26 protein-coding genes and 1 pseudogene are annotated in these 20,723 nt (G+C 66.0%); 13 read left to right on the top strand and 14 right to left on the bottom strand.

Features of this window, described 5'->3' with window-relative positions; all coding sequences use genetic code 11:
* Positions 1-167: 167 nt before the first annotated feature.
* Together A6723_RS04520 and A6723_RS04515 are read left to right on the top strand one after the other, a co-directional pair.
* On the top strand, positions 168-398 hold the full coding sequence (locus tag A6723_RS04520) for a DUF1127 domain-containing protein (protein ID WP_024762090.1): 231 nt from the start codon (positions 168-170) through the stop codon (positions 396-398).
* Between the two features lie 28 nt (positions 399-426).
* Entirely contained in the window at positions 427-915 is a 489-nt protein-coding gene (locus tag A6723_RS04515; protein ID WP_054910840.1) for a RidA family protein, read from the top strand.
* Here A6723_RS04515 and A6723_RS04510 read toward each other — a convergent pair.
* Together A6723_RS04510 and A6723_RS04505 are read right to left on the bottom strand one after the other, a co-directional pair.
* The gene (locus A6723_RS04510) at positions 912-2,402 is read right to left on the bottom strand and encodes a YifB family Mg chelatase-like AAA ATPase (RefSeq protein WP_065348187.1); all 1,491 of its coding nucleotides are present in this window, start codon (positions 2,400-2,402) and stop codon (positions 912-914) included. The genes A6723_RS04515 and A6723_RS04510 overlap by 4 nt on opposite strands.
* A 39-nt stretch (positions 2,403-2,441) precedes the next feature.
* Positions 2,442-2,723, bottom strand: a complete 282-nt coding sequence (locus A6723_RS04505) for an accessory factor UbiK family protein (protein ID WP_054910835.1) — start codon at positions 2,721-2,723, stop codon at positions 2,442-2,444.
* A gap of 403 nt (positions 2,724-3,126) precedes the next feature.
* Between A6723_RS04505 and glnK the strand changes: the two genes are divergently transcribed.
* From glnK to sutA, 4 genes are all read left to right on the top strand, one after another.
* Positions 3,127-3,465 carry a P-II family nitrogen regulator gene (gene glnK / locus A6723_RS04500; RefSeq protein ID WP_003457590.1) on the top strand — a complete coding sequence of 113 codons (339 nt, stop codon included), beginning with the start codon at positions 3,127-3,129 and terminating at the stop codon, positions 3,463-3,465.
* 41 nt (positions 3,466-3,506) lie between these two features.
* Positions 3,507-4,841 (top strand): ammonium transporter, encoded by a 1,335-nt coding sequence (locus A6723_RS04495; RefSeq protein ID WP_045215404.1) that lies wholly within the window; start codon positions 3,507-3,509, stop codon positions 4,839-4,841.
* A 106-nt stretch (positions 4,842-4,947) separates the two neighbouring features.
* Entirely contained in the window at positions 4,948-5,373 is a 426-nt protein-coding gene (locus tag A6723_RS04490) for a secondary thiamine-phosphate synthase enzyme YjbQ (RefSeq protein WP_054910834.1), read from the top strand.
* A gap of 78 nt (positions 5,374-5,451) precedes the next feature.
* Complete coding sequence (gene sutA, locus A6723_RS04485; protein ID WP_054910833.1) at positions 5,452-5,784, top strand: transcriptional regulator SutA; 333 nt, start codon at positions 5,452-5,454, stop codon at positions 5,782-5,784.
* A 177-nt stretch (positions 5,785-5,961) separates the two neighbouring features.
* On the opposite strand, the gene A6723_RS04480 is transcribed toward sutA, so the two are convergent.
* The 6 genes and pseudogenes from A6723_RS04480 to A6723_RS04455 all read right to left on the bottom strand — a co-directional run bounded on the left by A6723_RS04480 (position 5,962) and on the right by A6723_RS04455 (position 9,625).
* Positions 5,962-6,654: an HAD family hydrolase gene (locus A6723_RS04480; RefSeq protein ID WP_024762096.1), complete on the bottom strand. Its 693-nt coding sequence runs from the start codon at positions 6,652-6,654 to the stop codon at positions 5,962-5,964.
* On the bottom strand, positions 6,651-7,556 hold the full coding sequence (gene xerC / locus A6723_RS04475; protein ID WP_024762097.1) for a tyrosine recombinase XerC: 906 nt from the start codon (positions 7,554-7,556) through the stop codon (positions 6,651-6,653). Before xerC ends, A6723_RS04480 begins: the two co-directional genes overlap by 4 nt.
* Before the next feature lie 53 nt (positions 7,557-7,609).
* Positions 7,610-8,311 carry a DUF484 family protein gene (locus A6723_RS04470; protein WP_045215418.1) on the bottom strand — a complete coding sequence of 234 codons (702 nt, stop codon included), beginning with the start codon at positions 8,309-8,311 and terminating at the stop codon, positions 7,610-7,612.
* A gap of 11 nt (positions 8,312-8,322) precedes the next feature.
* Complete coding sequence (gene dapF / locus A6723_RS04465; protein WP_054910832.1) at positions 8,323-9,153, bottom strand: diaminopimelate epimerase; 831 nt, start codon at positions 9,151-9,153, stop codon at positions 8,323-8,325.
* Between the two features lie 13 nt (positions 9,154-9,166).
* Positions 9,167-9,393 (bottom strand): annotated as a pseudogene (locus A6723_RS31090) (diaminopimelate decarboxylase); the annotation flags it as partial.
* Positions 9,394-9,484: 91 nt separating this feature from the next.
* Positions 9,485-9,625 (bottom strand): lipoprotein, encoded by a 141-nt coding sequence (locus A6723_RS04455; protein ID WP_017520757.1) that lies wholly within the window; start codon positions 9,623-9,625, stop codon positions 9,485-9,487.
* A 153-nt stretch (positions 9,626-9,778) separates the two neighbouring features.
* Between A6723_RS04455 and A6723_RS04450 the strand changes: the two genes are divergently transcribed.
* The 4 genes from A6723_RS04450 (at position 9,779) to rnk (ending at position 11,944) form a co-directional block, all read left to right on the top strand.
* Positions 9,779-10,840, top strand: coding sequence for an AraC family transcriptional regulator (locus A6723_RS04450; protein WP_054910830.1), 1,062 nt, complete (start codon positions 9,779-9,781; stop codon positions 10,838-10,840).
* Entirely contained in the window at positions 10,837-11,172 is a 336-nt protein-coding gene (cyaY, locus tag A6723_RS04445; RefSeq protein WP_024762102.1) for an iron donor protein CyaY, read from the top strand. The genes A6723_RS04450 and cyaY overlap by 4 nt, the downstream gene beginning before the upstream one ends.
* On the top strand, positions 11,150-11,356 hold the full coding sequence (locus A6723_RS04440; protein WP_045215430.1) for a DUF1289 domain-containing protein: 207 nt from the start codon (positions 11,150-11,152) through the stop codon (positions 11,354-11,356). Before cyaY ends, A6723_RS04440 begins: the two co-directional genes overlap by 23 nt.
* A gap of 183 nt (positions 11,357-11,539) precedes the next feature.
* Positions 11,540-11,944, top strand: a complete 405-nt coding sequence (gene rnk, locus A6723_RS04435) for a nucleoside diphosphate kinase regulator (RefSeq protein WP_045215433.1) — start codon at positions 11,540-11,542, stop codon at positions 11,942-11,944.
* Positions 11,945-11,989: 45 nt separating this feature from the next.
* Here the strand turns inward: rnk and A6723_RS04430 are convergent, their stop codons facing one another.
* The 3 genes from A6723_RS04430 to A6723_RS04420 all read right to left on the bottom strand — a co-directional run bounded on the left by A6723_RS04430 (position 11,990) and on the right by A6723_RS04420 (position 15,528).
* Complete coding sequence (locus A6723_RS04430) at positions 11,990-14,839, bottom strand: class I adenylate cyclase (RefSeq protein ID WP_054910829.1); 2,850 nt, start codon at positions 14,837-14,839, stop codon at positions 11,990-11,992.
* A gap of 92 nt (positions 14,840-14,931) precedes the next feature.
* Complete coding sequence (locus A6723_RS04425) at positions 14,932-15,165, bottom strand: TIGR02647 family protein (protein WP_054910828.1); 234 nt, start codon at positions 15,163-15,165, stop codon at positions 14,932-14,934.
* Positions 15,166-15,246: 81 nt separating this feature from the next.
* A complete protein-coding gene (locus A6723_RS04420; RefSeq protein WP_054910827.1) occupies positions 15,247-15,528 on the bottom strand; it encodes a hypothetical protein in 282 nt (93 codons plus the stop codon).
* A gap of 87 nt (positions 15,529-15,615) precedes the next feature.
* On the opposite strand from A6723_RS04420, the gene A6723_RS04415 reads away from it, so the two are divergent.
* Together A6723_RS04415 and ppk2 are read left to right on the top strand one after the other, a co-directional pair.
* Entirely contained in the window at positions 15,616-16,581 is a 966-nt protein-coding gene (locus tag A6723_RS04415; RefSeq protein WP_054910826.1) for a magnesium transporter CorA family protein, read from the top strand.
* Positions 16,582-16,854: 273 nt separating this feature from the next.
* Positions 16,855-17,748 (top strand): polyphosphate kinase 2, encoded by an 894-nt coding sequence (gene ppk2 / locus A6723_RS04410; RefSeq protein ID WP_175405523.1) that lies wholly within the window; start codon positions 16,855-16,857, stop codon positions 17,746-17,748.
* Positions 17,749-17,752: 4 nt separating this feature from the next.
* Here ppk2 and A6723_RS04405 read toward each other — a convergent pair whose 3' ends face one another.
* The 3 genes from A6723_RS04405 to A6723_RS04395 form a co-directional block, all read right to left on the bottom strand.
* Entirely contained in the window at positions 17,753-18,520 is a 768-nt protein-coding gene (locus A6723_RS04405; RefSeq protein ID WP_054910824.1) for a hypothetical protein, read from the bottom strand.
* Between the two features lie 225 nt (positions 18,521-18,745).
* Positions 18,746-19,243: an outer membrane beta-barrel protein gene (locus A6723_RS04400; protein ID WP_054910823.1), complete on the bottom strand. Its 498-nt coding sequence runs from the start codon at positions 19,241-19,243 to the stop codon at positions 18,746-18,748.
* A 189-nt stretch (positions 19,244-19,432) separates the two neighbouring features.
* Positions 19,433-20,122, bottom strand: a complete 690-nt coding sequence (locus A6723_RS04395) for a Crp/Fnr family transcriptional regulator (RefSeq protein ID WP_054910822.1) — start codon at positions 20,120-20,122, stop codon at positions 19,433-19,435.
* A 74-nt stretch (positions 20,123-20,196) separates the two neighbouring features.
* On the opposite strand from A6723_RS04395, the gene A6723_RS04390 reads away from it, so the two are divergent.
* Positions 20,197-20,721 (top strand): DUF962 domain-containing protein, encoded by a 525-nt coding sequence (locus A6723_RS04390; protein WP_054910821.1) that lies wholly within the window; start codon positions 20,197-20,199, stop codon positions 20,719-20,721.
* Positions 20,722-20,723 lie beyond the last annotated feature (2 nt).

The raw sequence follows: 20,723 nt of genomic DNA, 5'->3' as shown, positions 1-20,723 counted from the left end.
GGGTCGGTTCGGCTCGATACAGTACAGATCGGGAAAAAATACGCCATTCAGACCGATTTCGCTCGGTTCTGTATGGAAAAAAATCTGTCTTGTTGAATCTGTAATGATTTTTCCCGATTCGCCACGCTAGCCCCACGTCCGAAGAACCCGACTGGAGGAGCGACGACATGAGCGGCCTGAGCGATGTGCGGCTGACCCTTTATCAACAGGAACTGCTGGAAATCCCCGGCACCCGCGTGGCGCCGCGTGAGCACGGCGAAAGCCGCTGGCAGCAGTTCTGGCGCCGTGTGCGCACCCGCAAGCAACTGCTGGAGCTCTCCGACGAGCAACTGCGCGACATCGGCATCAGCCGCGAGCAGGCGAAGCTGGAAGCGATGCGGCCGTTCTGGCGTTGTTGATCAGCCATTGACCTATCAGGGAGTGCTTATGAGCGAGACGCGCGCTGCTGCGTTTGAACGAATCGCCGCCGAACTCGGCTACGACTTCAGCGGCGAGATCAAGATTGGCGGCAACTACGTGCCTTTCCTCATCGAGGGAAACCAGGTGCACCTGAGCGGGCAGATTCCGCGAGTAGGCGATGAAATCGTCGTCACCGGTCGGGCGGGCAGTGAGGTGTCGCTGGCCGACGCCCAACTGGCCGCCAAAGTCTGCGTGATGCGGGCGCTGGCGCTGCTGCGGCAGGCGCTGGGGGATCTCGAGCGGGTGCGCAAGGTGCTGCAGCTCAATGTGTTCGTGCAGTCGGCGGAGCACTTTACCCAGCACAGCGAGGTGGCCGACGGCGCCTCGGCAGTCCTGTATGAGGTGCTGGGCGTGGCTGGCGTGCATACGCGCACTTCGGTGGGTGTCTATCAGTTGCCGAAGAATGCGACGGTCGAGCTGAATCTCCTCGCCATCGCCGAGGACCCGCCGCGTTAATGCCCTGCGCGGTATTGCAGCGCTTCGGCCAGGTGCGGGCGCTCGATGCGGTCTTCCTGCTGCAGGTCGGCAAGGGTGCGGGCGACCTTGAGAATCCGGTGCAGGGCGCGCAGTGACAGGTTCAGGCGTTCGCCGGCCTTTTCCAGCCAGGCCTGGTCTTCCGGGCTTAATGCACAATATTGGTGCATCTTCTTCAGCGTAAGAAACGCGTTTGCGCAGCCCTGGCGGGCGAGCTGGCGCTGGCGGGCAGCGGCGACCTGAGTGGCCAGTTCCGCGCTGCTGGTGCTGGGCCCGCTGGGGGCAAGGGTGGTGCTTTCCCGGTTGACGGTGAGGTGCAGGTCGATGCGGTCCAGCAACGGCCCGGAGAGCTTGGCGCGGTAGCGCTGGATCTGTTCCGGGGAGCAGCGGCAACGCCCGCTGGGGTCGCCGAGATAGCCGCAGGGGCAGGGGTTCATCGCTGCCACCAACTGGAAGCGTGCCGGGAAGCGCACACGGCCGTTGGCGCGGGCGATGACAATTTCGCCCCCTTCCAGCGGTTCGCGGAGAACCTCCAGGACCTTGCGATCGAACTCCGGCAATTCATCCAGGAACAACACACCCTCGTGCGCCAGTGTGATCTCGCCCGGCTGCGGGCGGCTTCCCCCGCCGACCAGCGCCGGTGCGGAGGCGGTGTGGTGCGGTTGTCTGAAGGGGCGCTGTGGCCAGTGAGTCAGCGGCCCGCGACCTGCCACGGAATGGATCGCGGCAACCTGCAACGCCTCATCTTCGTCCAGCGGCGGCATCAGGCCGGGCAGGCGGCTGGCGAGCAGGGTCTTGCCGGTGCCGGGCGGACCGCTGAACAGCAGGTTGTGCGCCCCGGCAGCGGCGACCAATAGCGCGCGCTTGGCGGCGGCCTGGCCCTGGACTTCCGAGAGGTCCGGATAGGGCGGCGTCACCCGCATCAGGCCGTTCGCCTCATAAGGACGCAGTCGCTCCTGGCCGCTGAAGTGCGCGGCCAGTTCCAGCAGGTGGCCGACGGCGTAGACGGTCAGGCCGCTGGCGAGGCTGGCCTCTTCGGCGTTCTCCTTCGGCACCACTAGGGCGCGGCCGGCGGCGCGGGCAGCCAGGGCGGCGGGTAGTACTCCGGGGACCGGGCGCAAAGTGCCGGACAGCGCCAGTTCGCCCAGGCATTCCAGTTCATCCAGCCCGGCAGCGTCGGCCAATTGGCCGCTGGCGGCGAGGATGCCCAGGGCGATGGCCAGGTCGAAGCGCCCGCCATCCTTCGGCAGGTCGGCCGGGGCGAGGTTCAGGGTGATGCGTCGGTTGGGGAAATCGAAGCCGGCGTTGAGCAGGGCGCTGCGCACGCGGTCCTTGCTCTCCTTCACGGCGCCTTCGGGCAGGCCGACCAGGGTCAGGGAAGGCAGGCCGTTGGCCAGGTGTGCCTCGACGATGACGCCGGGCGCTTCCACGCCGACCTGGGCGCGGCTATGGACGATGGCGAGGGACATGGATCACTCCTGAATCGCATGCCGCCCGCCAGGCGGGGATCAGTTTTCGGAGGCGGAGGCGGCTGTATCGGCTGGGGAGAGGCGGGCTTCCATCTCGGCGACCTTGGCTTCCAAGGCCTCGAGGCGTGCGCGGGTGCGCGCGAGGACGACCATCTGGCTGTCGAATTCGTCGCGGCTGACCAGGTCGAGCTTGCTGAAGGCGCTCTGCATCAGAACCTTGAACTGGGCTTCCAGCTCGGCCTTCGGCAGGGGCGATTCGCCACCGAACAGGCGACCGGCTTGTTGGCTGATGGCATCGAGGAAGGCTTTGGGCGGCAGCATGGTTCATGGGTTCCGGATTGAATCAGAGCGCAGTCTATCACGCAGCCGTCGCCGGCTGCGGCGTGCGGGGTTGCACGCTTTTTGAGCAGTGTGCCCGCTCGCCGTGCGCGCTTTCGGTGCGCCCGGGCGGCGCTGGCGAATCGCCAGAAACTCCTCTTTTACGCCAAGTGCCTGATGGCGCGGGCATTTCCACGAACTGGCAAGCTTCATGCTTTGGGGCATACATGGCGTGCACCGATGCAGTTCCGGTGCGGCAGGCGAGGCAGGGGATCGCTTCGATCAACGCAGTCGGAGTGCTGAGGTAGGGCGGCCGGCGCATTACAAAAGCCAGACACTGCGCTTAGACTTGTCTCCGGGTTCGTTCTTCCTGGGGCGGGTCCACCAAAACACGGGAGAGAGTTACATGAAGCTAGTCACAGCCATCATCAAGCCGTTCAAGCTGGACGACGTTCGTGAGTCGCTGTCCGAGATCGGCGTGCAGGGCATCACTGTGACCGAAGTCAAAGGCTTCGGCCGGCAGAAGGGCCACACCGAGCTGTACCGTGGCGCGGAATACGTTGTCGATTTCCTGCCGAAGGTGAAGATCGACGTCGCCATTGCCGATGACCAGCTGGATCGTGTTATCGAAGCCATCACCAAGGCCGCCAACACCGGGAAGATCGGTGACGGCAAGATCTTTGTCGTAAATCTGGAACAGGCCATTCGTATCCGTACCGGCGAAACCGGCACCGACGCGATCTAAGCCAAGCCCACACCGAACCCCACGCCCCAGGAGAAACAACAATGACTCTGCGCAAATACGCAGGGCTAGGCGCCCTATTGCCCCTCGCAATGCCCGGTCTGGCCTTGGCCGACGAGGCTGCGGCCCCCGTCCTGAACAGCGGTGACACCGCCTGGATGCTGATTTCCAGTGCCCTGGTGCTGCTGATGACCATCCCCGGCCTGGCCCTGTTCTACGGCGGCATGGTGCGCGCCAAGAACGTCCTGTCGATCATGATGCAGTGCTTCGCGATCACCGCGCTGATCAGCATCCTCTGGGTCGTCTACGGCTACAGCCTGGCCTTCGATACCGTCGGTATGGAGAAGGGCGTGGTCAACTTCGCTTCCTTCGTCGGCGGCCTGGACAAGGCCTTCCTCAGTGGCCTGACCAGCACCGGCCTGACCTCCGCCGCGGCGCTGTTCCCGGAAAGCATCTTCGTGATGTTCCAGATGACCTTCGCGATCATCACCCCGGCCCTGATCGTCGGCGCCTTCGCCGAGCGCATGAAGTTCTCGGCCATGCTGATCTTCACCGCGCTGTGGTTCACCCTGGTCTACGCACCGATCGCCCACATGGTCTGGAGCGGTGACGGCGGCCTGCTGTGGGACTGGGGCGTGCTGGACTTCGCCGGCGGCACCGTGGTGCACATCAACGCCGGTATCGCCGGCCTGGTGGCGTGCATCGTGCTGGGCAAGCGCAAGGGCTACCCGACCGCTGCCATGGCGCCGCACAACCTGGGCTACACCCTGATCGGCGCCGCGCTGCTGTGGGTGGGCTGGTTCGGCTTCAACGCCGGTTCCGCCGCTGCTGCCAACGGCACTGCCGGCATGGCCATGCTGGTCACCCAGATCGCCACCGCCGCCGCTGCCCTGGGCTGGATGTTCGCCGAGTGGATCACCCACGGTAAGCCGAGCGCCCTGGGTATCGCTTCGGGTGTGGTTGCCGGCCTGGTTGCCGTCACCCCGGCCGCCGGTACCTGTGGCCCGATGGGCGCCATCGTGATCGGCCTGGCGGCCGGCGTGATCTGCTTCTTCGCCGCCACCAGCCTCAAGCGTGCCGTCGGTTACGACGACTCCCTGGACGCCTTCGGCGTACATGCGGTCGGCGGTATCGTCGGCGCCCTGCTCACCGGCGTGTTCGCAGCGCCGGCCCTGGGCGGCTTCGGCACCGTGACCGACATCGGCGCCCAGCTGTTCACCCAGTTCAAGGGCGTGGCGTTCACCATCGTCTACACCGGTATCGTCAGCTTCGTGATCCTCAAGGTCCTGGACCTGGTCATGGGCCTGCGCGTCACCGAGGAAGAGGAAACCGTGGGTCTGGACCTCTCCCTGCACAACGAACGCGGCTACAACCTGTAAGGGTTCGCGCAAGTTCGACGAAGGGCGCCCTCGGGCGCCCTTTGCTTTTTCGATCAGCACGCTAGAATGCGCGCGCATCACCGTTAGCGACGGAGAAGTGCCCGCCATGTGGCAGCAGAAGTCCATCACCCTGCGCCCTCGCCCGCGAGGTTTCCACCTGGTCACCGACGAGATCCTGGCTGCGTTGCCGGAGCTGTCGAGGTGCCGGGTAGGCCTGCTGCACCTGCTGCTGCAGCACACCTCCGCCTCGCTGACGGTCAACGAGAATGCCGATCCCTCGGTGCGTCGCGACTTCGAGCGGTTCTTCAATCGCCTGGTGCCCCAGGGTGAAGGCGGCTACGAGCATGACTACGAGGGGCCGGATGACCTTCCGGCGCATTTCAAGTCGAGCCTGCTGGGCTGTCAGCTGACGCTGCCGATACAGCAGGGAGGCTTGGCAATGGGCACCTGGCAGGGTATCTATCTGGGCGAGCACCGTGACCACGGCGGCCCGCGCAGGATAGTGGCGACCTGGCAGGGCGAGCTTGTATGAATTTTTTCCGGCGGCGTTCGTCAAAGCGCGCAGCTGGGCTATAACTAACGTGCTTTGCAGCACCACAGAGGTTGAACGATGAGCGACGAAGAACTGGAACAGGACGAGCTGGACGGCGCTGACGAGGATGATGGCGAGGAACTCGCCGCAGCCGACGACGGCGACGCCGAAGCAGACAGCAGCGATGGGGATGAAGCCCCTTCTTCCAAGGGCGGTGGCAAGAAAGCCAAGGCCGCTGCGGAAGAAGAGGAACTGCCCTCGGTCGAAGCCAAGCAGAAGGATCGTGATGCACTGGCTCGCGCGATGGAGGAATTCCTCACTCGCGGCGGCAAGGTGCAGGAGATCGAGCCCAACGTCGTGGCCGACCCGCCCAAGAAGCCGGATAGCAAATACGGCAGCCGCCCTATCTGATATCTGACGCAATACGAAAAGCCCCGTCGCTCCGTCTGGAACGGCGGGGCTTTTTCATGTCCGATTATTGCGGCGTGCCGTGCTGTAGGAGCGAGCTTGCTCGCGAATCACCTGGAACCAGCGGCAGCCGGGAGCCCTGGTTCGCGAGCAAGCTCGCTCCTGCGAAGAGCAGGAGTATCAGAGCTTTGCCAGGACGCCCGGCAGCTCTGCCAGGTTGTGGATGATCGCGCTGGGCGCTTCTTCGCCGTCCCATTGCTTGCGTGCGGGGTTGAACCAGATCGCCTTCATGCCCGCGCGGCGCGCGCCGGCGATGTCATCGCTGGGGTGGTCGCCGATGTGCACGGCGTGTTCGGCGGCGACGCCGCCGCGCTTGAGCGCTTCCTGGAACGGGTGCGGATCGGGCTTGCCGACGCCCAGTTCTTCCGCGCACAGGGCGAACTGGAAGTAGTCGGCCAGGCCCAGCCGGCGCACGTCGGCGTTGCCGTTGGTGAGCACGCCGAGGATGAAGCGGTTGGCCAGTTGCTCCAGGGTCGGGTGCACCTCGGGGAACAGCGCCACCTGGTGCCGCGCCTGGAGGAAGGTCTGGAAGCCGGCCTCGGCCAACTCCGTCGCCTCGGGCTGTGGATAACCCGCGTCGAGCAGCGCGTGGAACAGGATGCGCCGGCGCAGCTCGCTCAATCGGTGCTTGAGCATCGGGTCCTGCTCCATCAGCCGCGAGCGGATTGCCCACAGGTGCTCGATGGGCACCGGGCCGAGCTGTGCAGCGTGCACCGCGAGCCAGTCACGCAGGGTGGCTTCGGCGCTGTTCATCACCGGGGCGACGTCCCACAGCGTGTCGTCGAGATCGAAGGTGACCAGACGGATACTCATTCTTCTGCTCCGGGTTTACGGCGTGCCCGTGGGTGCGCCTGGTCGTAGACCGTGGCGAGGTGTTGGAAGTCCAGGTGGGTGTAGATCTGCGTGGTGGCGATGTCGGCGTGGCCGAGCAGCTCCTGTACCGCGCGCAGGTCCTGGGAGGATTCGAGCATATGGCTGGCGAACGAATGCCGCAGCATGTGCGGGTGCAGGTGCTGGCCCAGCTCGCGCACGCCGGCCTCGCGCACCCGCAGCTGGATGGCGCGCGGCGTCAGGCGCTTGCCGCTGCGGCCGATGAAGACGGCGTTGTCCTGCGGCGACACGCTGGCCCGTAGTGGCAGCCAGGCTTCGATGGCCTGCCGCGCGGCGCGGCCGACCGGCAGTTCGCGGACCTTGTTGCCTTTGCCGTGGACGCGTACGAGGCCGTCTTTCAGGTCCAGCCATTCCAGGTCGAGGCCGACCAGCTCGGAGAGGCGCAGGCCGGAGGAATAGAACAGCTCCAGCAACGCCTGGTCGCGACGGGCGATGAAGTCGTCCTCGACGCCGCCGTCCAGCAGTTGCGCGGTGCGGTCGGTATCCAGCGTGCGCGGCAGCTTGCGGGCGCCCTTGGGCGCGGCGAGGCCGTCGGCGGGATCGTGTCGGCAGCGGCCTTCGCGAATCAGGTACTGGTACAGCCCGCGGGTGGCCGACAGCAGGCGGGCCAGGCTGCGGCTGGCAAGGCCCTGCTGGTGCAGGCGGGCGACGAACAGGCGCAGGTCGCGCACCTGCAGCGCCGACCATTCGTTGATCGAGGATTTCTCGCACAGCGCCGCGAGCCGCGCCAGGTCGCGGCGGTAGCCGTCGAGCGTGTGCACGGACACCTGGCGCTCGCTGCGCAGGTGTTCCAGATAGGATTCCAGATCGGCTTCGAGCGACACGCGGAAAGCTCCCAGTGATACAGCCAGGCTAGCAGCTTACCGCGTTGCGAAGGTCAGCGTACCGAGCGCAGTGGCGTGGAGAAGCGCGGCAGGGTGCGCGCGAGGACTTCGGCGACGTAGCCGAGGAACAGGGTGCCCAGCGAACTCTTGTAGTGCTGCGGATCGGGGCTGCCGATTGCCAGCACGCCGTGCAGACCCTGGAAGGTCAGCGGCACGACGGCGGCGGAGCCGACCTGCTCGCGTTCGCTTTCGCAGAACAGGAAGGCCAGCTCGTGGGGGCGCAGCACGCCGCAGACGGTCTTGCCGCCGGACAGCAGGCCACCGATGGCCTGGTGCGCTTCGGCGCTGCTCACCGAGCGGCCCACCGGCAGGTTGTTGTCGCTGAACAGGATCAGGCTGACGTAGGGCACGAGGAATTCGTGGCGCAGGCTGTCTTCCACCGTGCTGACGATTTCCTCGAGGCTGGTGGCGTCGAGCAGGTCGAGCACCAGGCGGCGGGTCTTGTCGAACAGGCGATCGTTGTCGCGGGCTACGTCCATCAGTTGCGACAGCCGATGGCGCATCTCGATGTTGCGCTCACGCAGCAGGCGCACCTGGCGCTCCACCAGCGACACGGCATCGCCCGGCTGGTGCGGAATGCGCATCTCCGGGATCAGCTCGTCATGGTCGACGAAGAATTCAGGGTGCCGGCGAAGATAGTCGGCGACCTGTTCGGCTTCGAGCGTAACGGTGGGGTCCTGCGGAGTATCGGTCATAAGCGTCCCGGTTATAGACGTACCTGGCCTTCGAACACCCGCACGGCGGGCCCGGTCATCATAACGGGCTGACCCGGTCCTGCCCACTCGATGGACAACCGTCCGCCGGGAAGGTCGATCTGTACCGGCGATTGCAGCCAGCCCTGGCGAATGCCGGCGACGGCGGCGGCGCAGGCGCCGGTGCCGCAGGCCAGGGTCTCGCCGGCGCCGCGTTCCCAGACGCGCAAGCGTGCCTGGTGCGGATTGACGATCTGCAGGAAGCCGATGTTGGCCTTCTGCGGGAAGCTTTCGTGGACTTCGAGTTTCGGGCCCAGCGTGCGCACCGGTGCGCTGTCGACATCATCCACGCGCAGCACGCCGTGCGGGTTGCCCATGGAGATGGCGGCCAGCTCGTAGCTCTGCCCGTCCACTTCCAGGGGATAGCTCAGCGCCTCGCTCTCGGCCTTGAACGGCACCTGCTCGGGCACCAGGCGCGGCGGGCCCATGTCGACGGTGACCTGGCCATCGTTGGCGATGGTCAGCTCGATCATGCCGCCCTTGGTTTCCACGCGGATGGTCTTCTTCGCGGTCAGGCGCTTGTCGACCACGAAGCGGGCAAAGCAGCGCGCGCCGTTGCCGCACTGTTCGACCTCGGTACCGTCGCAGTTGAAGATGCGGTAGCGGAAGTCCGCGTCCGGTGTGCTCGGCGGCTCGACGATCAGCAGTTGATCGAAACCGACTCCGAAATTGCGGTCGCCCCACTGTTTGACGTGGCGTGGCTGCACATGGGCGTGCTGGCTGACCAGGTCCAGGACCATGAAGTCATTGCCCAGCCCGTGCATCTTGGTAAAGCGCAGAAGCATCGTCGTCTCGGCCTCAGTCCGGCAGCAGGCTTTCGCCGGCGAACAGCTCTTGTCTCTTGCGGCAACGCACCCCGTGCGCGGCCAAGCTATCCACCAGCACCTCGGCGGCGCGGCCCCGGGTGTTGTCGTTGGAATTCATGACGAAACCATAGGCGCCGGCCGGATGAACGGCCAGCAGGTCACCTTCTTTCCGGGCGGGAGCGCGAAGCCGGCAGGGAAGTCGCCGGTTTCGCCGGGCGGCGTGCCAAAGCGCTCGGCAATCGCCGACGCTGGCACGTCTGCCGCGAGCAGTAGCCCGCCGCGGACGTCGAAGGCGTCCATGGGAACGCCTTCAGAGACCGTAGCGGTCCTTGCTGTGTTCGTTCTTGGCCTTTTCGTCGTCCGGCAGGTACAGCGGGCCTTTCTGCCCGCAGCCAGCGATGGCGGCGGTCAGCAGGGCGATCGCGACGAAGGGAAGCAGCAGTCGCTTCATGGCGGAATCCTTGTAATAAAGCGTCAATGGGGCCGGAGTATACCGGCCCCCCGCCGGCTTGCCTATGCGAGCCGGCTCCCGCCCGGCGGGGCTTTCGGCTCGCGCCCGGCGGGCCACTGGCCCTATGATGGCGGGCAAAAAATGGAAAGCTCGATGGACTATCGCGATCCCCTGCCCAGTTCGGTGTCGGTGGCCTACCTGCAGGGCCTTGTGGAGCATCTGCAGCGCCACGGCGTGGAGCCGGCGCAGCTGCTGGCGACGGTGCATCTGGAGCCCTCGATCCTCGCCCAGCGCGACCAGCGTATTGCCGCCAGTGCCTACCTCGAACTGGTCGGCGCCGGCGTACGCCTGAGTGGCGACGCCAACCTCGGCCTGCATCTGGGCGAGGCGGTGCGCCCTGGCTACTACGGCGTACTCGGCTACCTGATCATGAGCTGCGCGACCCTTTCCGACGCCCTGCATCGCCAGGCGCGCTATGCCGCGCTGGTGGGCAACCTGGGCCGCGTCGAGCTGGCCGACGAGCCGCCGCGCGCCGGTTGCGAACCGTTGGTCAAACACTGCTGGGAGGCGCTGCTGCCGCAACAGCAGCGGCAGATGAGCGAGGAGACGCTGGCCGGCTGGGTCAGCTTCGGCCATTGGGTCAGTGGCGTGGACGAGGCGCCATTCGAAGTGCGCTTCAGCCACAGTGCCCCGGCGGACGTCAGCGAACACGCACGCATCTTCCGCTGCCCGGTACTCTTCGATCAGCCGGACAATGCCCTGGTCTTCCCCAAACGCCTGCTGGCGCTGCCGCTCGGCCAGGCCGACGCCCAGGTGCAGCGCACCCTGGATGCCTACGCCGAACGCCTGCTGGTGGAGATCAACAAGGGCGACAGCGTGCTCGACCGCGCGCGCCTGGAGCTGGCGCGCCAGTTGCCGGAGCAGGGCGCCGACCTGGAGCGCCTGTCACTGACGCTCGCCCTGAGCCCTCGCACCCTGCAGCGCCGCCTGCGCGATACCGGCCTGTCGTTCAGCCAACTGGTGGACGAAACCCGCCAGCAGCTGGTGCTCCACTATTTGCGCGACTCGGCACTGGATACCGCCGACATCGCCTACCTGCTGGGCTTCAGCGAAGCCGGTTCGCTCGCCCGCGCGTTCCGGCGCTGGACGGGGCAGAGTCTGGGCGAATACCGGCGTAAACTGGTGCCTTTGACTGATCCCGAGGACGATGCATGAGCACTTTGAGCGAAGCCCGCTTCCATGACCTGGTGGACGCCGTACAGGTAACGGTGGAGGACGCCTTCGACGACAGCGATCTGGACCTAGACCTGGAGAACTCCAGCGGCGTGCTGACCGTGCGCTTCGAGAACGGCACCCAGCTGATCCTCAGCCGCCAGCCGGCGCTGCGCCAGCTGTGGGTGGCGGCGCGCTCCGGCGGCTTCCACTTCGACTACGACGAATCCGGCTCGCTGTGGATCTGCGACAGCACCCGCGAACCGCTGGGCGCGCTGCTCAATCGCGCCACGCTGGAACAGGCTGGCGAGGATGTCGACTTCCCCGGCATCTGACGCGCAGGCGAGCGTCGCCTCGCCCTGCTGCCGGCGCTGCTGCCTGGACGACGCGGATGTCTGCGTCGGCTGCGGCCGCACCCTGGGCGAAATCCTGGAGTGGAACGAGGCGGACGGTGAGCGTCGCCGGGCGATCCTGGCGGACTGCGAAAAGCGCCGAAACAACCACCTGCCGAAGTGGTGACTGGTCGGTGTTGCTTATTTTCTGTGCTGTGTTAGTGTCCGGGAAAACCCCGCCTTGGGCGGGGTTTTTCTTTTTTTGGAATTCATTGCGCGTTCGTTTCCCGAACGTCTTTACTGCCAGAACACCCAGGGCCCCGGACGCGCGAGCGTCCGGGGCTCTCCTGTAAGGAGACTGCCAACCATCATGACCACGACTCCCATCACCGTCACCCGACTCGACCTGCAACGTCTGGAGCGCATGCTCGACAGCCTGGATGAGTACGGCCCCGCTGCCGAGGCGTTGGAGGCCGAGCTGGCCCGTGCCACGGTCGTCGGCCACGACGAGATACCGCCGGGCGTGGTCACGATGAATTCCACCGTGCGCTGCCGCGAGGAAAGCAGTGGCAAGGAATACCACCTGACGCTGGTCTACCCGGCCGATGTCGGCGGGGAAGGCAAGGTATCGATCCTCGCCCCGGTGGGCACCGCGCTGCTGGGCCTGACCACGGGCCAGAGCATCGACTGGCCGGCGCCCAGCGGCAAGACGCTGAAGCTGACCCTGCTGGAAGTCGAATACCAGCCCGAAGCGGCCGGCGACTTCGATCGCTGAGTTCCCCCTCCGGGACTTTCCCTCCCCGGGCGTCCGGTCTGGCCTTCAGGCCTCGGCCAGCGCCCGGTTCAGCGCCTGTTCCAGGCTCTGCTTGTAGCGCAGGAAGTGCACGGTCTGCAGCTCGCCGCCCTCGCGCATGGCCGACAGGTCCAGGTCGGTGATGTAGCAGGGGTAGCGCTCCTGTCCTCGGCGCCGGTCCAGGATGTGCCTGGCCACGGCCTGGAACAGCTCGTTGCCGAACTCCAGTTCCGAGAACTCGCGGTGGTTGCAGAACAGCGTGGTGCGCGCGCGCTGGCCTTCTCCGGGTTCGACGATCGCCTGCACGTTGTAGAACGGCAGCGCTTCCAGCGGCTGCGGCGTGTTGCGCCGCTCGATGCGTTGCGCGCGCTGGTGACCGTTGGTCACCACTTCGTAGAAGAGGATGTCCGCACCCACCGGTCCCTGGCTTTCCAGTAGCGAGATCACGGCGTTGCGGCGGTACTGCACCGACTGCAGGAAGCGCTGCAGCGGCAGCAGCAGGCCTTCCTCGGTGTCGTACTCCTGGCGGCGCCGCCAGAGGGCGTTGCGTTCGTCGAGGATAGTGATTTCCGCACTGCCTTCGTCCAGGCGGTAGAACACCTGCACGGTATTGGCCCGGCCCAGCGGCAGGATCATGGCGAGGTCGTCGCCCTCCAGCGCGTGACGGTCCAACTGCAGGAAGCCACTGTCGTCCTGGGTGTCGCCCAGGTGCTCGACGAGCGCAGGCAGCCCTTCGATCACCCGGTGGCTGACGCTGCCGGGCACCAGGTGCAGCAGGTGGAAATGCTGGCGCACCTGCAGCAAATAGCGCCCGCCCTTGCCGCTGGCGAGCTGCGCATGGGCATCGCGGAACAGGTCTTCCACGCGCTGGGCGATGGCCGCGGCGCGGTTGCGGCAGAAGCAGCGCACCAGCAGGCGCGGCGGCGGGGCGTCGGAGGGCAGCGTGTTGAGGAACTCGCGCAGGCAGTCGAGCAGCGCGTGGGGGCCCGAGTAGCGGCTGACCAGCAGCTCGTTCCAGCTGTTGAGGGTGATCTGGTCGAGGGTCAGCACCAGGTTGTCGCGCACGCCGGAGTAGCCGAGCGAGTCGGTGCGCTCGGTGGTCATGTGCACGTTCATCTGGCTGTGCTGGCGCAGCGGGTCGATGCCGACGTTCACCAGCAGCAACACCTGCGACGGCACCGCGCTGCGCAGCAGGGCGCTTTCCGGCACCTCGTTGAGCGGTAGCGGGACGGCCTGCTGCAGGCTGCCCAGCAGGTTCTGCAGTTCGAACTCGCTCAGGTCGCTGGCGCCCGGCTGCAGGGACAGCCGCGTGGTCGCATCGATCACGCCGTTGCGATGGCTCCAGGCGAGCAGGTCCATGAGGTCACGGGCGCGGCGCAGCGGGGCGAAGTCGGCCATCTCCTGCAACGACAGGTTGCCGCCATACAGCGCCCAGAACGGTGGTTTGCCGGCGTCGCCACCCGGCAGCTGGGCGAGGGTGAGGATGTCTTCGGCCATGTCTGGGGCGATACCCGGGTTGATGAATTCGACCTTGCCGGCCTTGCGCTCGAAGGCGGCGTACAGGCGCCGGCCGAGGATACCCATGTCCCGCGGGTTGATGCCGCTGGCGGCATGCTGCAGGCGGGCGAATTGCGAGAGGAAGCGGTAGCTGTGGGTCAGCTCGTTGACCAGCGCGCGGCGCTCCAGCAGCACCTGGCGCACTTTCCACTGGCTGCGGCTGTCCAGTTGGGCGAAGGCGCGGTTGTCCCACTTCCATTCCGCCGAGACGCGCTCCATCACCTTGCGCTGCCAGCTCTTGTGGCCCTGGCGCGGCGGCCGGCTGAGCTTCTTGCCGACCTTGAGGTAGAGGCAGCGGCGAATCAGTTCCAGGCGCTCGGTTTCCTCGCGCGCCTTGAGGTATTCCTCCAGGCGGCGGTAGAGCATCACGTAGGGGTCGAGGTCCTCCACGTCCAGGCGTCCGGCGTAGATTGCCTGCTTGTAGCGCAGGCTCAGGCAGGAAACCTGTGGGTGTTCGCTGGCGTAGACCTCGGTGAGCAGCAGCTTGAGCACCGACTTGTAGGGGGACTCGATGCCCTTGAACAACTGCCACATGCCGGCGCCGATGAACTCGCCCGGCGGGATGCGCGCCAGGTGGCCGAGGTCGAGGACGTCCTCGGCGCGGATGAAGCGCTTGCTCAGCAGCGTCTGGCAGTACTCGGCATAGCGGTTCTCCTCGTACACCGGCACCAGCCACCACAGCGGCGTGCGGCCGCCAAGCCAGATGGCGGTGCGGTAGAACTCGTCGAGCAGCAGGTAGTGCTGGCTGGTGCCGCAGTCGTCGGAGGTCAGCCGCGCCTCGCGGGCGCCCTGGGTGTAGTGCTGCGGGTCGACGAGGAAGCAGTGCACCTCGGCGCCCTGGGTGGCGGCCCATTGTTCGAGCAGCTCGCATTTGCGGCGCAGTTCCGCCAGCTCCCGCTCGGAGAGGTCGGAGGCGTGGCAGACCCACAGGTCCAGGTCGCTCTGCTCGGCCTGGGCGACGGTGCCCAGGCTGCCCATCAGGAACAGCCCGTGGATCGGCAGCGGCGGGTTGCCGCGCCGGGTCTTGTAGCTGAAGGAGCGGGTCAGGCGCTGGGCTTCGGCGAGGATGTCGTCGTCCGGGACGAAGTTCGACAGCCCTGCGGGTGTACTGGCCGACACGTAGCCGGGCAGCAGCGGATGGTTCACGTCCAGCAGCAGCGGCAGCAACTTGAGAACAAGTTGCTGCCGCGTGGAAAGCGCTTCACTGGCCCGTTTCAGGCGCGCGGCATTGACCTTCAGGAAGCGCTGACGCAGCTGCGTCAGCACCTTTCGGTCGATGCCGTCGTCGATGTCCGGGCGGATTTCGGGAGTGAGCGTCATGGCGTACTGCTGCCTGGCCAGCGGCGCCGCATAAGGGAATGCGGCGCTCGGAAATGTGCCAGTTTATCGCCCGCTCGCAGGGGAACTTGAGGTCAGCCGCGCAGGATGCCGAGCAGGACCTGGGCGTGCTCGGCGGCGTCGAGGCCCAGGCTGGTCAGATAGCCGCCGTCCTGCTGGTCGATCAGGCCCTTGGCGTGGAGCCGTTCGGCGGCAGCCACTGTTTCGGCGGAAGCGTCGTGGTGCACTTTCAACCCGGCCTGGCTGTTTTCCAGGTCGTAGAGCGCCAGCAGATCAAGTTCTTCAACCATTTCTTTGGTGAAAGCCATTCTTATAACTCCCGATGGTCAATGAGGCTCCAGTGTAGTCTCAAGTCCCGCCGGTTCGGCAAGCGGTGTTATGCCGCTGTCTCATTCGGCAACAGTACCGTCCGGAAGTGTCGGCAGCGCGCGCAGTGCCTGTTCGTACCACTCACCGTTGAAGGGGCGGTCATCGGCCAGCATCGCTTCGATCTCGTGGGCGAGCACCAGGGCCATCAGGTGCAGGGCATCTTCGCGCTCGTAGCCGACCAGGGTCAGCTTGTTGAACACTGCGCGGGCCGCCGGTGGATTCTCGCTTTCGATCTGGTTCTCGATGGCCTGGATCAGGGTGTCTTCGGCGAAGGACTCTTCGCTGTCGTCGTGTTCGCTCATCACAGTGTTCTCCGATGGGCTTGTGAAGCGCCGGGAAGTTGGCCAACCTGCGGATCAACTTCTGGCTGTAAAGGATTGTCGGGCGACATGATCACCTATTACACCCTGGTCGGCGACCGCCTGGTGCGCCACAACGGCAGCGAATGCCATGGCATGCCCAAGGAAACGCTGTGGATCGACCTGTTCCAGCCCACGGCGGAAGAGGAGCAGTTGCTGGAGTCGATCATCGAGGTCGACGTGCCGACCCAGGAGGAGATGGCCGAGATCGAGGACTCCTCGCGCTTCTACGAGAGCAAGGGCGCGCTGTACATGACCACCACCGTGGTCGGTGGCATCCGCGAGCACAAGCCGAGCACCTCGGAGGTCACCTGCGTACTGACGCCGCACTGGCTGGTGACGGTGCGCTACACCGACCTGCTGGCCTTCCGCACCTTCGAGACGCGCACCCAGCGCGGCGGCTGCGAGGGGCGCAGCGACCAGTTGTTCGTGACCCTGATGGACAGCGTGGTGGACCGCATCGCCGATGTGCTGGAGAACGTTCAGAAGCAGCTCGACAGCCTGGGCACCAGCATCTTCCGTGAGGGCCCGGCCAACGAGAAGGCCGACCTGCAGGAAGTGGTCAAGCAGCTCGGGCGCAAGAACTCGCTGCTGTCCAAGCTCAACGAGAGCCTGCTGAGCATCAGCCGGCCGCTGAGCTATTTCCGCCAGGGCAGCAACGGCTGGATCAGCGACGAGGTGAAGCTGGGCATGAAGTCGGTGGAGCGCGACGTGCGCTCGCTCAGCGAGTACCAGACGAAGATGGCCGGGGAGATCACCTTCCTGCTGGACGCCACCCTGGGCCTGATCAACATCGAGCAGAACAGCATCATCAAGGTGTTCTCCATCGCCGCGGTGCTGTTCCTGCCGCCGACCCTGGTGGGCACGGTGTACGGCATGAACTTCGCGCACATGCCCGAGCTTGCGTGGCTGGCCGGCTACCCGATGGCGCTGGTGGCGATGGTGATCTCGGCGATCATTCCCTACTACTGGTTCAAGTACAAAGGCTGGCTGTAGCCGGTTGCTGGGTGGATTGAGACGAGCTCGCTCGATGAGATTGATGCCGGTCAAGAAGGCTCGCCCCGCTGGGGCAGAGAGTGGGAAGTCCCCTGACCACTCAATGTCTCACCGGAGGAGACCATGTCCGAGACCGTCACCAGCAGAACCGCCCCGGTACGCCGTGCCAACAAGACTGCCAGCCGGGCGCCGGCCGCCGCCAAGCCACCGATAACCGATGGCGCGGAGGAAATCCGCGCCCAGAGCCATGGCCCGGTTGCGCTGAAAGTGGCCATGGCGCCGCGCGGCAGCAACGAGGACTCCACGTCCGCCGAACTGCCGGCCTTCTACCCTTACCGCAAGCGGCTGCAGCGCAGGGAGTACGAACATCTCAAGGAGCAGCTGCAGGTCGAGTTGCTGAAGGTGCAGAGCTGGGTGAAGGAGACCGGCCAGCGCGTTGTCGTGCTGTTCGAGGGCCGTGACGCCGCGGGCAAGGGCGGCACGATCAAGCGCTTCATGGAGCACCTCAACCCGCGTGGCGCGCGGGTCATCGCCCTGGAGAAACCCAGCGACGCCGAGCGCGGCCAGTGGTACTTCCAGCGCTACATCCAGCACCTGCCCACGGCCGGGGAGATCGTCTTCTTCGACCGCTCCTGGTACAACCGCGCCGGCGTCGAGCGGGTGATGGGCTTCTGCTCGCCGCGCCAGTACCTGGAGTTCATGCAGCAGACCCCGGAGCTGGAGCGCATGTTGGTGCGCAACGGCATCCTGGTCTTCAAGTACTGGTTCTCGGTGAGCCGCGAGGAGCAACTGCGCCGCTTCGTCTCGCGCCGCGACGACCCGCTCAAGCACTGGAAGCTTTCACCCATCGACATCCAGTCGCTGGACAAGTGGGATGACTACACCCAGGCCAAGGAAGCGATGTTCTTCCACACCGACACCGCCGATGCACCCTGGGTGGTGATCAAGTCCGACGACAAGAAGCGTGCGCGCCTCAACTGCCTGCGGCACTTCCTGCACACGCTGGATTACCCCGGCAAGGACGAGAAGATCGCCCACGCGCCTGACCCGCTGCTGGTCGGCCGGGCCGCCGACCTGGACCGTGACGAGATGCAGGCGCCGCCTGTGGTGGAGAGCGCTGCCGCGGTACCCGTGGCGGAGCCGGAACCCGAGGCGATTCCGGCCTGAGGCGCTACTGCTGGCTGATCAGCATGAGCTGGCCGGAAACGGCGCGGGCGTTGCGGTCGACGATGATCGGCGCCCAGGGCCGGCCGGAAGCGCTGACGCCGCTGTTGCTCTTGCTGTTCATGTCCAGCAGCGCTTTGCTCAGGTATTCCCAGCGGGTGCGCAGTTTCTTGGTCGCATCGCTATCGGGCAACTGATCGATGCGCTGGGTCAGCAGCGGCACCAGCACGCTCTCGTCCTGGCCGAGGTATTCCTGCGGCTGTTCGCGGGCCAGCTCCAGGCCGCTGATGTACGCGCGGCCCAGGTACTGGGTGGCCAGGTACTCGACGCGCACCGGCAGTTCCCACAGCGGAATCTGATTGGCGTCGGCGGTAGCCGGCACGAAGCGCTCGACCTGGTTGAGCAGCTCGCGCAGGGCACGGCTCAGGTCCTGGTTGTAGCGCCAGGGCAGGTCTTCTTCCTTGGGGCCGTAGGAAACGCCATTGCGAATCTGCGTTACGAATTCCGCATGGGCCTTCTTGAGGGCGTCGTCGGCCTTGGGGTAGCCCTTGACCGCCTTGTCCAGGGTGGCCAGGTCCTTCTCAAGCTGGGCGGCGTGGGTTTCCTGGAAGCCTTCGCCGCGCAGCAGCAACAGGCTGTTGATCGAGCGGCAGGTGTAGACCTGCAGGGTCTGCAATTGCAGTTCCTCGCTGGGCAGGTTGGCCTGGGCGGCGAGGGAGAGGAGTCCGAAACAGCACAGCAGGAAACCGCGATAGACATCGAGCTTTCGGAACATGGCGGAGGCGTCCTTCTTGTTATTGTGAGCTGCCTGATTCGCCCGGGCGCGTGTTCTCTGGCGCCAGAAATGCAGCTATCCCTAGGCTAGCTGCGAACCTTGCCGCTGCAACCGTCCGAAAGAGTGATTTGTGCAGCTGAACCGGTGCCGGCGGAAGGTTCGGGAGGGGGAGGACTGCTCTGGGGAGAGCCGAACCTCCGCCGGGCTTTGCGGGGCAGACGGGCGTCAGAAGCGCCAGTAGGCCGAAAGGGTGGTCTGGTCGAGGTCGATGTCGCCGACGTCCAGGTACTCCTGCTCCAGGCGCACGCCCAGGCCGCCGATCACATCCATTTCACCGCCGAAACCGTAGAGCGCGTCCACGTCGTCGGATTTGCCGGCGGCATCGTCATCGGCGTGCCAGGCATGCACGCCGGCGATGCCATACAGGCGGATGCGCTGGCCGATGGGGAAGCCCAGGTGGACGTTGGCTTGCAGCGACTCGCCGTCGAAGTGCTTCTTGCCGTCGCTCATGTCACCGAAGTCGACCACCGCGCCTTCCAGGGACAGGTAATTGTTGAAGCGGTAGCCGGCGTACAGCTTGTAGCTGTTGTCGTGGTCATCGAAGGACCGGTCGTCGATCTCGAGGCGGGTCACGCCGCCACCGACGTAGAGGCCGCTGTCGTCGGCCATCGCCAGGGCCGGAGCGGTCAGGGCGAGGGCGCAGAGGAGTTTCGAAAGGCGCATAGGATTCCCTTGCGGCCGGCGCGTGGCGCTGGCCGCCTTGCTGTCATGCTGAAGGTTCGGGTGCCGGCTCGGCGCTGACGGATGGGGGCCAGCGCGGCGGCGGGTGCATTAGAGCGAGGGGGTGACGGGCTCGACCATCGTAGGTTGTCGAGACTCGCCTGGCTTTTTTTCTAGACGGGCTGGCAGAGGTCAAGCGTGGGCTGCCTGGCGCAGGCGTTCACGGTCGAGGATCTCGATGCCGCCGTAGCTCAGGCGCACGATGCCTTGGGCTTCCAGGTCCTTGAGGATCTGGTTGGTGGTCTGCCGCGACAGCGAGAGCATGGCCGCCAACTGGTCCTGGGGCAGGTGCAACTCGCGCTTGGCGGTGGCCGACTCGCCGTAGCCCTCGGCGATCATCAGCAGGCGCCGGGCCAGGCGTGGCGCGGCGGGCAACAGCGACAGCTCTTCCAGCACGGCGAAGGTGATGCGCAGCTTGTGGCTCATCAGCAGGGCGAAGTCGCGCCAGTATTCCGGGTGCAGCGCCAGCAGCGCCTGCAGCGGCGCCAGGGGAACCTGCAACAGCACGGTGGCGCCTTCGGCGTAGGCGTCATGGGTGCGCGGCTGGCCGTCGAACAGGCAGATCTCGCCGAACCAGTTGGGCGCTTCCACCAGGGCCAGCAGCGCTTCCTTGCCGCTTTCGCCGACCACGCTGACGCGCATCGCGCCTTCCACCACGCAGTACAGGCCGCAGGGCGCATCGCCGCGGGCAAACAGACGCTGGCCGGCGGGCAGGCGGCGCACCAGGGCGGCGTCGCACAGCGCTTGGCGCAGGCCCTCCGGGAGGGTCTGGAACCAGCGGCCTTCCGGCAGGCGGGAGAGGTAGGGCTTGGCGTCGGTCATGGGTAATGTCGGCTAGCTGACAGAGTGGCGAGGCGCACATCGCCATGATGCCAGTACCTTGCGGGAGAACAACAATGAAAACGCTCGTCGACCACCTTGCCCAATATGCCGCCTACCACCGTGACCGGCGGAACATCGTCAGCCATTTCATCGGCATCCCAATGATCGTGCTGGCCATCGCTACCCTGCTGTCGCGCCCCGGCTTCGAGCTGGCCGGCCTGCTGGTCTCACCGGCCACGCTGCTGGCACTTGCCTCTGTCGTTTTCTACCTGCGCCTGGACCTGCGCTTCGGCCTGCTGATGACTGCGCTGCTGGCGCTGTCGCTATGGGTCGGCGCCGCATTCGCAGCCGGTACCACGGCGTCCTGGCTCACCTGGGGTATCGGCCTGTTCGTGGTGGGCTGGATCATCCAGTTCGTCGGCCACTGGTACGAGGGGCGCAAGCCGGCGTTCGTCGATGACCTCACCGGGCTAATCGTCGGCCCGCTGTTCGTCGCTGCCGAAGCGGCCTTCCTGCTTGGCCTGCGCGATGAAGTGCGCCACGCCGTGGAAGAGCGCGCCGGCCCCACTTGCATCCGCGAGAAGAAGGCGACCGCCTGATT

Origin of the sequence: Pseudomonas sp. AU11447 (assembly GCF_001672555.2) — a bacterium.
Classification (GTDB): Bacteria; Pseudomonadota; Gammaproteobacteria; order Pseudomonadales; family Pseudomonadaceae; genus Pseudomonas; species Pseudomonas nitroreducens.
Note: the sequence above shows the minus strand (reverse complement) of the source record. Positions and strands in the feature narration are given on the sequence as shown.